This window comes from Lysinibacillus sp. NPDC096382, assembly GCF_044762845.1.
Classification (GTDB): domain Bacteria; phylum Bacillota; class Bacilli; order Bacillales_A; family Planococcaceae; genus Lysinibacillus.
In genome coordinates, this window is record NZ_JBIWFC010000008.1 from 77,340 (window position 1) to 90,880 (window position 13,541).

The 13,541-nt window shown below is 34.0% G+C and carries 10 protein-coding genes and 2 pseudogenes; 7 read left to right on the forward strand and 5 right to left on the reverse strand.

The genetic code is table 11. The annotated features are described in order from the left end of the window. Nucleotides 1-955 precede the first annotated feature (955 nt). Nucleotides 956-1,984: a collagen-like triple helix repeat-containing protein gene (locus ACIQZA_RS13185; protein ID WP_427495029.1), complete on the forward strand. Its 1,029-nt coding sequence runs from the start codon at nt 956-958 to the stop codon at nt 1,982-1,984. 559 nt (nt 1,985-2,543) lie between these two features. On the opposite strand, the gene ACIQZA_RS13190 is transcribed toward ACIQZA_RS13185, so the two are convergent. Next, on the reverse strand, nt 2,544-2,885 hold the full coding sequence (locus ACIQZA_RS13190) for an NUDIX hydrolase (protein WP_402881916.1): 342 nt from the start codon (nt 2,883-2,885) through the stop codon (nt 2,544-2,546). Between the two features lie 239 nt (nt 2,886-3,124). Beyond that, nucleotides 3,125-3,571, reverse strand: coding sequence for an NUDIX hydrolase (locus ACIQZA_RS13195; protein ID WP_402881793.1), 447 nt, complete (start codon nt 3,569-3,571; stop codon nt 3,125-3,127). A gap of 304 nt (nt 3,572-3,875) precedes the next feature. Here ACIQZA_RS13195 and ACIQZA_RS13200 point away from each other — a divergent pair. Beyond that, a pseudogene (locus tag ACIQZA_RS13200) lies at nt 3,876-4,167 on the forward strand (transposase); the annotation flags it as partial. 78 nt (nt 4,168-4,245) lie between these two features. Beyond that, complete coding sequence (locus ACIQZA_RS13205) at nt 4,246-5,259, forward strand: DUF1835 domain-containing protein (protein ID WP_402881796.1); 1,014 nt, start codon at nt 4,246-4,248, stop codon at nt 5,257-5,259. A 228-nt stretch (nt 5,260-5,487) separates the two neighbouring features. Here ACIQZA_RS13205 and ACIQZA_RS13210 read toward each other — a convergent pair. Next, nucleotides 5,488-5,735, reverse strand: a pseudogene (locus ACIQZA_RS13210) (MFS transporter); the annotation flags it as partial. Between the two features lie 149 nt (nt 5,736-5,884). Next, nucleotides 5,885-6,292, reverse strand: a complete 408-nt coding sequence (locus tag ACIQZA_RS13215; RefSeq protein WP_402881798.1) for a DUF3221 domain-containing protein — start codon at nt 6,290-6,292, stop codon at nt 5,885-5,887. A gap of 1,799 nt (nt 6,293-8,091) precedes the next feature. On the opposite strand from ACIQZA_RS13215, the gene ACIQZA_RS13220 reads away from it, so the two are divergent. After that, complete coding sequence (locus ACIQZA_RS13220) at nt 8,092-8,238, forward strand: hypothetical protein (protein ID WP_400934758.1); 147 nt, start codon at nt 8,092-8,094, stop codon at nt 8,236-8,238. Between the two features lie 590 nt (nt 8,239-8,828). On the opposite strand, the gene ACIQZA_RS13225 is transcribed toward ACIQZA_RS13220, so the two are convergent. Further along, nucleotides 8,829-10,790, reverse strand: coding sequence for a methyl-accepting chemotaxis protein (locus ACIQZA_RS13225; protein WP_402881801.1), 1,962 nt, complete (start codon nt 10,788-10,790; stop codon nt 8,829-8,831). A gap of 844 nt (nt 10,791-11,634) precedes the next feature. On the opposite strand from ACIQZA_RS13225, the gene ACIQZA_RS13230 reads away from it, so the two are divergent. The 3 genes from ACIQZA_RS13230 to ACIQZA_RS13240 are packed head-to-tail and all read left to right on the forward strand — an operon-like array spanning nt 11,635 to nt 13,249. Beyond that, nucleotides 11,635-12,060: a DMT family transporter gene (locus ACIQZA_RS13230; protein ID WP_400934754.1), complete on the forward strand. Its 426-nt coding sequence runs from the start codon at nt 11,635-11,637 to the stop codon at nt 12,058-12,060. A gap of 20 nt (nt 12,061-12,080) precedes the next feature. Further along, complete coding sequence (locus ACIQZA_RS13235) at nt 12,081-12,773, forward strand: Crp/Fnr family transcriptional regulator (RefSeq protein WP_400934753.1); 693 nt, start codon at nt 12,081-12,083, stop codon at nt 12,771-12,773. Nucleotides 12,774-12,796: 23 nt separating this feature from the next. Next, complete coding sequence (locus tag ACIQZA_RS13240) at nt 12,797-13,249, forward strand: DMT family transporter (protein ID WP_400934752.1); 453 nt, start codon at nt 12,797-12,799, stop codon at nt 13,247-13,249. Nucleotides 13,250-13,541 lie beyond the last annotated feature (292 nt).

Consider the following 13,541-nt stretch of genomic DNA (forward strand, 5'->3'; position numbering starts at 1 on the left):
TTTACATACTTTTAGCACTACTATATTAAATTAAATCATTACCATTTTTTTTACTACACATTTTTTTGTTACTACACATTTTTTCTTGCGTTTCACAACATGAATACCAAGAGACTTAGCTTTTAAGCCGCTAGTTAGTTCTATAACATCGATTATCATTACTTTTACTGGCATTCTAACCGTTAGCTTATTTGTCCATTCAGGTGTACATATATAATAGGTACTTAGCAACAAAGATTACTTGTGAATTGATTATTTTGGCAAACGATTAGAGCGAAAGTTGAAACGAGAACAACGACTACTAGCTCATAAGCTTGAAGCGATTGATTCATGCGCTTATATATTTGGTTACAATTATCACGTTTTTCTAACCAATTGTAGAAAGGCACAGAACCTGATTTTCTACAAATAATGAATTTTTAATTACCTATTTTCTACCGGACTAAGAAATACGGGGAGATATTGTAATACGCTATATAAAACGTCTCTTCCCATAAAATTTTGAATAAACACAGACGGATCAGTACTCCTTATTGAAGTGAGTTCTGATTCTAATTTTTAATATATTCACTTTATTTGTTCCTTGTTCGTTATAAAGTAATCCCTCACTAGTTTAACCTTCAATTGTAGCTTTAAATGAAATGACTACTTCACCTGCTTCTCTTTCATTTTGTAAACATAGCGTAGATATCTGACATCATACTTCATGTTCAGTTAGGATAAAAAATGGAGGCAGTATGGAATTTAGGAAACGCGAGTCTAAGTCCGAGAGACGTTGGCGATTCCGGGCTCTTTGCGTCCAATTCTAGTGTAATTCGGTATGTATTTGTAAAAATAGCTTCTATGCGGGTTGAAGGCTCATATCGTTAATGAATAAAAATCATATTCTGCATTATACGACTAACAGGAGGGAGACCTCTCTATTAGATCGATAAATTAAGAAAGGATGAAGACATTGTCACAAGCGAATCTTCCTAATATAACCCCTAGTATCACTATTACTAGAGATGACGCCTTGAATCTCTTGTTATCTTCTATAGCGATTGAAGAGTTAGGGCTAGGACACATTATTAATGCCGAAGCGGAGAAAATCCAATACGCTATCGGTACGCTGCCCGGACTTTCGGTTCCAGCAACCATCAATGAGTTGCTACAGGTAAATTCAAGTGTTCAAAGTACTATGCAAGAATTAATTAAGAAGGAGCTACTCCTTCAATCTAAACTGGAAAACATCTTAGCTGCTCCTTCTTTAGTAGGTCCAACCGGTGCTACTGGGGCTACAGGACCTTCTGGTGGCCCTGTTGGACCTACTGGACCTACGGGGATTGGAGCTACTGGAGTTACAGGTGCATCAGGAGCCACGGGTCCTACAGGTGCAATAGGGCCGACCGGATCATCTGGCACTACTGGAGCAACCGGAGCAACAGGAACAGCTGGAACAGCTGGAACAACTGGAGCTACTGGAGCAACAGGAACAGCTGGAACAACTGGAGCTACTGGAGCAACAGGAACAGCTGGAACAACTGGAGCAACAGGGCCAGTAGCGTTTACACCCGTACAGGGAGTATTTTTTGGATTTGACATTGGCCCATTTAGCAATTTTACTATTATTCCGGTCACATTCAGCAACCCGACGAATACTCCAGGTGCTTTTACGATTAACGGAGATGGCAGTGTAACTGTAAATGTATCAGGTATTTACCTTGTAATCAGTAGACTTCAGGTAGAAGTGGATAACTCAACCGCCATCGTTGTGAATTCATCGCCGGCACAATCTGGATTTTCCCTCATAGCCGGTGGTGTACGAAATGGCGGAACCATAATGATGCCAACGATATTCGCTTTGAGTGCAGGAGACACAGTATTTAATGAAGTAGTAAGTGCTAGTACAGGTGGTACAGTTATGTTAGGATCCGTAGGCACTATTCCTCTAGCACAAACGGCCACTTCGGTAATAACCTTAGTTAAAATACAGGACCTTTAAAATAGTCGTCATGGAGTAATACAGCAGAGCTATTGTGAGATAACCCTAAAGTATTAGACAATAATTTATAATATGCCGCCTGTGAATAACAGGCGGCATGCCCTTCAGCTTTGCCTAAATTGGATATTACAACAAGCCAGCCTTTATTCCCACTAAGGTAATGCTTTACGTAATGTAATAGTTCTCATTATTTTTATTAGTTTCACTTATCCTGCATAGAATATATTTTTACAATTTTCCTTTTAGGACATGGGCTACGGGGCTAAAGGTCCTTCCGAAATTTTGCGGCCTTTTGCCAATTCAAATAAAACAAGCATTCAAACTGTTGCAGTTGGTGGCGTTACATTTAAGCCTAAAGTTCTGTTAATCCAGTGAAAAAATGACTCAATTGCCCACCGTTCTTTGTACATTTGGAGATTTCTTATGCTGTCACCTCGCGAATATTTGTGACAACATGTACACCTTTTATAAAACCTTTGAACAGTTAGCTTAATTGTTAACCGTTCTTTTTATAAAAGCAGAAGCCTTTGTTCGCACCCGTTAGCTAATAAAAAGTCACTTATAATGTAATAAAAAATGGCTGCTTATCTTTATCTAAACATATTAAAAGTTCCTCTTTAAAGTCATCATTTCTTATCAGTTTTAATGCAACTTCAATGCTAAAAAAACCGACCTCTAAACTTTCTTTACTTACTTTTAAGCTTCCGTTTATAGGTGTTCCTAACCACCACATATTACATATATTTCTTTTTAAGTCTTGTGGAACTCCACAAAATTCAATAATATCAATATTTACTCCCGTTTCTTCTTTAACTTCTCTAACTACTGCATGCTTTATACTTTTATTTTCTTCTACAATCCCACCTGGTAACTCCCAACCTCGATCAGGATCTTTTTTAATAAAATCCTCTTATGTTCATCCAGAACTACTGCACCTGATGTAATAATAAATTTATTCATAGAATCACCACCTACAAGATCATTATCTAACTTGAACTAAACTGCTTAGTTAGTAAAACGCATTTCAATTTATTATAGAAACGCACCCCGATACTTTTAGTACAATACTTCACAATCTGCTTCGTTTATACAACAAAAATGGCGATTCCTAGTTACATAAATCAACACTGAAAAACAAGCCTAAATAAAATGTTTTTCAATAATAATCTTTGCTCTTTCGTCAAGTTTGCAAGGTAATTCATTAATGGCGAAATATTTCAAATCCAAACTTTCACCATCATTCATAGCTAACTCGCCACTTGTATCTTCCGCTAAGTAAACACAAATTACGTTATAGACTTCATCATCGTTAGGATACTTATAATAAAGATTACTTCCTGACAAAGTATCAATAAACTTAAAACTCTTTGCTTTTAACCCTGTTTCTTCAAAAAGTTCACGTTCAGCAGTTTGTTCTAAATTCTCACCAATTTCCATTGCTCCACCAGGCAAACCCCATTCTTTTGTATCCGAACGGTATTGAAATAAAATTTCTTTTTTATCATTTATAACAATAATAGTAGAACCAACTAAAATTAATGGTCTATTTCCGACTAATTTTCTTAATTCCATCGTGTATCCGTCCATTATTACCCAACCCCTTTGAGTTAAATAAATTCTCTTTATTTATACAAATGTCCTCCTTGTCATTCTTGTCATTCTTCAGCTAAACGGCTTCGTTCGTTTCTGTAAGTCTTTAACTACTTTATATTAATTTCAATAGTCTACATGCTAACACATATGTGTTTAAAAAAAATGTAATTTAATATAAATTATACTCATCAATGTACCTTTGACTTAAACGTGGGTTCTCAAAGTGAGAAACTCTGCCGTTAGTTTGGGGACATTGTTTTTTTTATTCCAGAATCATGTAAAATGGAGTGTACCCGAAAAAGGAATTCAACCCCACCCTTATACTGAAATCTACGGTCCCTGCCCTTCGTTAGTGAAAAATATAGCTTGTACATTAATTCGCGTTATTGGTGATATTGAAAGATTCAATACATATAAGGACTTTAAGAAATACTTAGGGGTTTCGGCCGAAAATACACAATCTGGTACATCAGTAAAAGGCCAACAGTGGGGGTCGGGATGCTCGTCGTGTTCTTTATCAGATAGCCTTAATAATAATTGCTAATGGTCAACCTACCATATTTAAAGCTTATTATGATTGTAAGGTTGAAGATGTTAGTTCGAATCTCCAAGCGAGAAATTTATAGATAACAAAAAATTAAATGGAATAAATAACGGGGTGAATTTTGGTGATAGAAGAGATACATAAATCAATAAAAGATTTAAGCGTTAGCGACGCAAAGAACCTATTGTTAAGCATGATGTTTCGAATAAAAATGATGCAGGAATCAAAGAATTCACCAGAGGAAATTTTAGAACAATTAAATTCTATATACAATTTATTTTTCGAAGTTGTACAAAATAGCAATCATGTTGAGAGAGATTATTCAACCGTTCATATTGTGTGTGGAGAATCTCCTGCCGGTTCTTTACGAGTAGGATTAGGGCGTGAGAATAAAATAATCGGATTTCCTGATTTCTTTGCTGTTGGTCCAATTTGGGAACTTCATCAAGAGGTTGGTCGTAAGCACAGACATGAATGGTTGCAGGACCATCTCAATTATTCCGATGATTATTTTGAAGAAGAGTACGAAAATAGATTTTCAAAAACACTTGCAGAAATAGATTGTTTAAACGAAGAGGTCCCCATTATTATATGGACTGCTGAAAATTCAAATGAACAAACTGGGTTACGCTATCTTTTATACTTGCTAAAGGAAAAAAAGAATGAGGTTTTCGTGATCAATACTACACTTGCTTTTCAGGAATTATTTAACACACCTGAACTTGGGTGTTTAGATATCCATACGGGCGAAGTAAATGGTGAACAATTAAACAAAATATATCAAGAAAAAATATCAGCACCATTAACTGATGAGGATAGAACACGATTTGAAAGAGAATGGATCGCATTAGCAGAATCAAAAGGTTTGGTGAGGATTTGGAAAAACAACAAAATTAACACTGTCAATAAAGATTACTTTGATGATTTTATTGTGAATACTGCCCGAAATTTACATGCTAAGCAAAGTGAAAAAGAGTTTATGAAATCAGCAAGGTTAATCGGGGAAGTATATGGACAGAACAATCAATTAGGTGATGCTTTTATAGAATATAGGGTGAGAAGCCTAGTCTATAAAGGAGTTTTTGAAATAAAGGGAATTCCAAAAGCAATGAGGTATTATAGTGTGAAATTAAGGTGACTCTTTCCTTCTGTGAAGATATTTACATTCATATTCTCTTGATCAGGAGCGAATGCATAAGAAGTCAGACGCTCTTTCGATAAGATTGTGAATAAAAGGCTTAGGACTATCTCCTAAGCCTTTCAAGCTTTTTATTGTGTCTAATGTACATTAGACCAGCTTGACCCGGTCACTTTTGCACAGGTACGCATCATTCACACGGGGGGAATTTTGCAATCCATAATTCATCTAAGCTTTTCTTGACCAAATGACAACTGGAATAAGGATTAAAGATAATAGACCTCCAGCTAAAGATAATGTTCCATAGCTTGCTTAGCTATTACCGTGCCTGAGAGAGCACCACCAGAAGCCCCTGCTAGTGCAACTAAAACATCAATTTCCCCTTGTGTTTTTGCTCGAGTGGACGGCTCAGTCGAATCGACTATTTGAGCAGTAACACTAATTAAGCCAAAGTTCCAGCCTAATCCAAAGGAGCTACGATTTGCAAACCATATTTATTTGAACAATCGGAGCAAATTTGACTTCTACGCATCTGATGAAAAACGTGAGAAGTCAATTCTAGAAGCATTGATTTCTCACGCTTTTATGCTTTTCGCCAGTTTCACCCTCCTCTTTTTAACATAGACTATTCTGTTACTTTTTCAATAATAGGTGACATCGCAATAGGTGGGAGAGACATAGTCATTGCTTTAAAATAAACATCTAGTTTATCTCCAATAGTATAAGAATTATTATCCAAAACAGGAACAAGTAGTACTTTATTTTGGTTGACTAAATCCCACCAATTTTCTTGATAAAATAGCGCTTCTCCCATCGTCGGCGTATCTACAACTGTCATATAATGATCACCAACAGAAACAACATAACCTGTAAAATGGGTTTGTTGTTGTTTCTCAAAAGATGGGCTAGAAATAGAATCTGTAGAAAGTTCATTTGATGCAGCAGATGTAGGTGTTAGCCCGAAAAAAGAAAATCCACATCCTAATGCTAAAGTAGTTGCTAAGGTAACTAGTTTTTGTTTCGCTGTAAACATAATTAATTATCCCCTTCTATAATTTATTTCCTTACATTACCAATTCTACCATTTTATTATTTAAAATCAAGTTATTACCTAAATCATTTAATTCCTTAGTTGCCCAGCATTTGGTGTTCAGCAGAAATTTGATCAATTATATCCACTTCTATATTTGTTGTTCCATCAAGTTGGGTTATCACTTTTCATATAATTGATAAAAGTTACTTTTTGCGCTGAGAGCGTAATGGCGCAAAAAAAAGTAAGCCTGCCCTCCTTGTGGCTAGTGACCTACTTATCCTTAAAAATATTTATTTGTTTTATCAGCGATTGCTATTGGGATGCACTCTCCCAAATACCAAAATAATCGTCATGTTTTTTATCCTGGGCATCACCCTACCACCGTTTACAATACTCGAAACCCAAAGGCTCGATATTGTTAATTCGTCTAACGTATTCATTCCCCAACATAAATAGTGTCCACTTCGCTTTATTATCAGGCACAAATACCTGCTATACTCCATCATACTATCTCTTTTCGCAACACTTTGAAAAAATCCATGTTTTCCCTTATTGATAAAACAGCTTCAGATTTTCCTGTTTTTATCCAAATGATAGCAAATGGTTTTCTCGGTTACTAAGTGACCTAAACCTACAACAACAAAGTACGTACCTTACAGTCATTGGTTACTCCTAAACATTTTTAAGTGTTATTGTTTAGCCCATATTTTAAATAGAAATAAAATCTTCTGCTATAGCATTTTTAGGGCGGTCTGTTGCCTGTTTAGTTAAACAGGCTGCTAGCACTCGGTGTACCGAACGACAACAAAAGAAACTTTTTGTACATATGAAACCAAAGCTATTTTCATAACATTTAATTTAAACAAACTCCATTCTTAAAAATATTAACCAAAATGGAGTTTAACTTTTTTATTTAGTTTAGATTTTTAATACAGTTTGATTATTTTGTACCCCTTATTTCTCTAAAGCCTCCTTTAGTTGAATAGGATTTTATTTAGCATATTGCCATACGCCACCTGCACCAGTTGTAAAGCCACACTTTTATAAAAGATAAATTTTATTTTCCTCATATGATATACAGTTACAATTCCTAATCCAAAACGTTCAGACTCTCTCAATAATTCCTTAGGATGAATTATTATATCTTCCCTATAACCATGTTCTAATCCCATTCCACACACATAACCAAAAGCATTCTCTTAGTGTGGGTACTTCATTGTTAGAAATCGGAATATTTATTTTAACTTTATATTTCATTTAATTCCCCCAATCTGTGAATAGTTTTTATATGGTGAAGCCTTCCCTCTTGCTCAACTCTTCTGCCCCGTTAACCATCTACAAATGCTAAGCTCTACATGTACGCATTCACTTAAAGATGTACACATTTCCAGTTACTCGTTCAGAGTTTGCAGTTATGCTTTATAGAGTATTTAAAGCAGTAGAAGAAAATTAACAAGTTTTAAATTATTATTATACTACCAATTTGATTTCGACTATTTTCAAAATACAACAAGACGAAATTTTTTTAAAGTTCTTTAGGACAGAGACCTTGACAGCAAGCTTTTGTACAATATCAACTTGAAGAATGATTTGTGTTAGATCACTTCCTACGTTGCCCTTACTTCAGTACTAAAGATAAACGCTATTCCTGCCTCCTCAAGCAGTTTCTTTCTAAACCCCACAAACTTTTAAATATTATATAAACTTTAAAACCAGTACGGTGCTTTTTTTGCAAAACCTGTACTCGTTTTAAGGATTTATTATTTAATTTCCTATAAGGCATTGACAGGGAATTATTAATGGAGTACTTCGTGACTTTTCACCATAAAGTATTAAAAGAATGGCTAGTGCATGATCATGTACCTGAACATCTGTATTTCACACAAGTATATCGCTTAAAAGATGAAATTAACGAATTTATTGATCGTAACCCAAATAAACAGTAAAAATCAAAAGGTTATGTATCTCCCACTCTAATGGGAGATTTTTTTATTGCACAATTAATTAAGTTGTTATTTTTCCTATTGTCCTAAAAGATCAGGTACTCACTTTTATAGGTTTTCTCAAATCATTAAATGAAGAAACATCATCCATTAAACAAAAAAAGATTCTTTTGATGCATATCTTCGGAGTTCCGAACGCCAACAAAAGAATCTTTTTTGAATATATATAAAATCAACGTTATTTTCATAACTTTTCTTTCATTGTAAACCTTCAAAAAGGCTTAGGAATATCTCCTAAGCCTTTCAATCTTTCTATTATTGAGTAATGCTTGAGTTGAAATCAGATGATAAAGTAATTATCAATCCTTATTCCAATCTATTCTTAATGAGATTTTGGCATATGGAGCATCTAATAAAATAACGTTAGATATCGCCCTGAATACAATAAAGAATTAAAGAAGAATGGTATTAAATTAACTGAAGGTGCATTCAACCATGCGGATCTTCTTCAAGTGCCTAGAGCTTTTTTAAAATGTCCTTTGGCAATGGGTACACTAAAAAAGGAATCGTTTTTTTTATTATGTCTGACACTGTTAATATTTAAATTGACTAATGAGTTGTTTTAATTCGTCTGCCATATGCGCAAGAGCTTGTGCAGAAGCATTAATTTCTTCCATTGAAGCTAATTGTTCCTCTGTAGACGCTGCAACGTCCTCTGAAGCAGTTGCATTTCCATGTGCAGAGAATGCTAAATCCTCCGTAACAGCTGTCACCTCTTGTACACTTGCTGACATTTGTTCAGATGCAGAAGATACCTCTTCCATTTTAGGAGTAATTTTATCCATACTCGACTTAATCACTTGGAACTTCGTGATAGCTTCGTCTGATACATGTAGTCCATTTTGAACATCCTCTGTAACTTTTGCCATGATGTTTACAGATTGTTCGGTTTCTAACTGGATGCCATGGATTAACTCGAAAATTTGTTGTGCAGATTTCTGTGATTGCTCCGCCAACTTTCTAACTTCATCAGCGACGACTGCAAAGCCTTTTCCGTGCTCTCCTGCTCTTGCTGCCTCAATTGCTGCATTAAGAGCCAGTAAGTTTGTTTGATCTGCAATGCTTGTAATAACATCTAAAATAGACGTAATTTGCTTAGAGCGTTCATGTAATGTTTGAATTTTCGTATTTGAATCGGTCACTGATAAATGAATAGAATGCATTTGATCTTTTGTATCTCGGACTGCCTTACCACCTTCATCTGCCTGTAACGTTGCATGCTGTGAAAGATCCGTCACGGCAGAAGAGATCTCCGCGATATGAAGAATAGCCTTCGAAAGCTCCTGTAACGATTCTGCATTCTTATTGGCACTCGTCGTTTGCGTATCTGCGCTCGTCGCAACATCTTGAATCGAAATGGCCACTTTTTCTGTAGCAATGCTCGTTTGGGTAGCATTGGCTGTTAACTCTTCTGCCGACGAAGCTACCTCTTCGGCATTTTGTTCAATTTTTTGAATAAGAGTTCTTAAACTATCTTGCATATCGTTAAAGGCTTGCCCTAGCTGTCCAATCTCGTCATGAGATTTCACCGTCACTTTTTCAGTTAAATCGCCCTTACTTATCGTTACTGCACTATCCTTGAGCGCTTTAATCGGGTTTATAATTGCCTTCATGACAAAGAAGAATACAATCACACTGATTACAATTGCAGCGATTAGTACAAGAAACGTTTTATACAAAATAGATGATGCTGATTGGTCAATTTCCTTCGCAAAAATTGTCCCTGTGATTTTCCAGTTTGTCAGTTCATTCGTTGTAAAGAACAGAATTCGGTCATCACCGTCAAAGACATAATCATACGTGCCAGATTTGCTGTCGTACATTTTGTCCATGAAGCTTTCTTTTATTTCGCTACCCGGTTCTATAGTCGGGTGTGAAATGACCATTTTATTTTCATCAAGAATAGAAGGATATCCATTTTTTCCGATACTGATAGAACTAGCGATTTTTTGGAGATTTGTCAATTTTATATCAATTGCTATTACCCCAGATTGATCTTTTATCTGACGAGCAATTGTTACGATCAAATCTCCAGTTCCTGCACCTATATAAGGCTTCGTAATTAGGACCTCTCCCTTTAATGCTGTAGCCTCTTTATACCATTCTCGTTCTAAAGGATTATAATCGGCACTATTCGTTTTTGGTTCTAGAAAAAATGCTCCCTCATTTGTTCCAATATAAATGCTCTGAACATCTGGATGCAGCTTTATATATTGTTGAAATTTTGTTTTTACTGCAGACCCCTGCTGTTCATACTTAGAAGAATTGATATCCTCGCTAAAGAAAGTGATATCATTTATTTTTTCACTAATGGTCTTATCGATTAGTGTATTTAAAATTTCTACGCTTTCATTCGCACTAAAAAGTATTTCGTTTTTTATTGAATCTTTTGCTGATAAATACGATAGACTTCCTACAGAAATAACTGGAATTAGTAAGATAAGAGCAAATAATATGTAAAGCTTGCCCTTAAAGCTTACAAATAACTTTTTCATAAACCGTTCTCCTTTTGTGCTATAAGTTTTTAAGATGCATATTTTGTACAATTTTGTGGTTTAGACTCAAAAAATACTGCTCACAACCTTCCCAAATTTTTCGTTTAAATATCCACCCTAAGCTTTTATCGGACGAAATACTCAAATCCAAAACCCCTTTTTCATTTTTTTGATTTTTCTAATATAAAACCTTCTATTTTTTCACTTCTTCATCATTCTAGTAGAGCCCCTACATGAATACATTAAGAATCAAACTAACGAAAGACGCATTTATCCACTTTCCTGTAATAAAAAAGATTCTTTTGATACACACTTTTGGATACCGAACGCCCAAAGGAACCTTTTAATACATAAAAATCAGTGCTATTTTCTTCTTAAAAGACCTCAAAAATGCTTAGGAATAAATCCTAAGCCCTTCAATATTTCTATTATTAAAGTTATTTCATTTTGATTAAAAAGGTAAGAGCCTCACTACAATTTATAAGTAGCAAGGCGCTTTAAGTTGTTTCATTTACATCCAATAATTATTTATCCAGTAAAAAAATGAATAATAAGTTTATATTTCTTATTCAACAAACACATCCCTATAGTTTAAGTACAACTTTTCACAATATCGTTATAACAAGAAAGAAATGATAATTGACAATAATTAAAAAATTACAACAGCAAAAAACAATAATGCTTTTTACCTTTATTTTTTATGAATATGCTGAAAGAGGTATGTATGGATCCATGGAAACAAAAGGGATAGAGAATTTTTTATAACGATGTGACAAATGTCCTTTTGCCTAGGAGCGTTTTAGTTTTTAATTACGTTATAGATAAATGAAATGATGGTGATTTTTTGAAGGGAATATTATTTGCAGTTATTGGAGGAGCATTCATTATACTTCAAGGTACTTTTAATGCAAAACTTAGCTCGGATATCGGTATATGGTCGACAAGTATTATTACACATTTAATTGGTTTTCTTGTTGCAACCTCTGTATTTTTTATAAAGAAAGCTGGAACTGTGAAAGATTTAAAAGGTGTAAAAAAAGTGTATTTAACATCTGGCGTATTTGGAGCTGTTATTATTTATGCAGAAACCTTTTCAATTTATGCAATGGGGATTACATTGACGGCTGGAACACTCATGGTTGCTCAATTATTAACAGCTACTATAATTGAAATCTATGGTTTGTTAAATATTAAAAAAACACTGTTGAAAAGTCATCATATTGTGGGGACAATAATTATGATTCTAGGTATTCTTGTTTTTAATAGGTAGAAGTGAAAGTGGTGTTGGAAATGGACAGTAAATTGAGCTTAATTATTCATTATTTGAAGGCTTATAATATCTTTGATGTTTTTGCAAACATGAATATAGAATATTTTCAGGTAAATCATTTCAAAAAAGGGACTATCATTTGTGATAAAGACGATGAGATTAATCGTTTATATTTTGTTGTAAAAGGAAAAGTAAAAGTTTATACGATTACACCAGAAGGTAGGAAACTTATCTTACGCTTTATAAATCCTTTGGCAATTGTAGGAGATATTGAATTGATACAAAATAGTAAAGCACATAATGTCGTTGAAGTATGTTCGGATGTGGAAACAATTTCCATTTCTTTTGAGGTTATTAGAAAGACGATGTTGCATGACCCTATATTTATGAGTTTTTTGCTTGAGAACATAGCAAACACTTTAAAAGTATCGACTTGTTTTACGGCGCTTAATTTACTCTATCCTGTAGAGGTACGTGTTGCTAGTTATTTACTTTCAATCTCAACAGATAGTACGGGAAAAGAAAATAGAGAAGATATAGATTCTGTATCTGTATCAAGTATTGCAGATTTTATAGGAGTAAGCTACAGACATGTAATTCGAGTTTTACAAAAGTTTTATAAAGAAAATCTAATTGAAAAGAAAAACGGAGCCATTCTAATTAAAGATTTTTGTAAAATGAAAGAAATTGCCAAAAATAACATTTATGAATAATTAGACAGAAAAGAAGGTAAATAATGATAGGATTAATTTTTGCCATTTTAGCAGGTGCGTTAATTAGTTTGCAATCTATTTTTAATGCAAAGGTAAATGAAAATGTAGGACATTGGTTAACCACTTCGTGTGTTCTTGGCTTGGGACTTATAAGCTCATTTGTATTCCATGTTATTACAGAAAAAAGTTTTTTCATTAATCATCAAACCACAAATAATTTTTATTTTGTAAGTGGCTTGTTTGGTTTAGGGCTTGTCATTTGTATTATGAAAGCTGTTAGGCTATTAGGACCGGCTTATACTGTATTAATCAGTCTTATAACTCAATTAGTAATTGCATTGTGTATAGATACTTTTGGATTATTTGGATTGGAGAAAGTACCTTTTCAAATGAACAAAATAGTTGGTATAGGTCTGTTGGTAATAGGTGTTTTGATTTTTAAAGATTTGCTTCCTTATAAGAAAAAGGAAGTTTAAACAAAATAGTCTGCCAGTATTCGGTAATATTAAGTTTAATTAGGCTTATTTCATTAAATCATGTATACAAAGATATAACTATTTAATATAAAACAATGTTGCATGATTTGTTTTTAGACTAATAATGCAACATTGTTAATGTTTTATATTTGTTAGTTGAACAACTGATATCAATTAATTTAAAATGCTCATAAAATTTTATTTAATGCACATCCACACAATCATAATTTCCAAAACCGACTTTAAAAATGATTTGCTTCAAATTTCTTCGTCCATTGATACACCTGCTGAT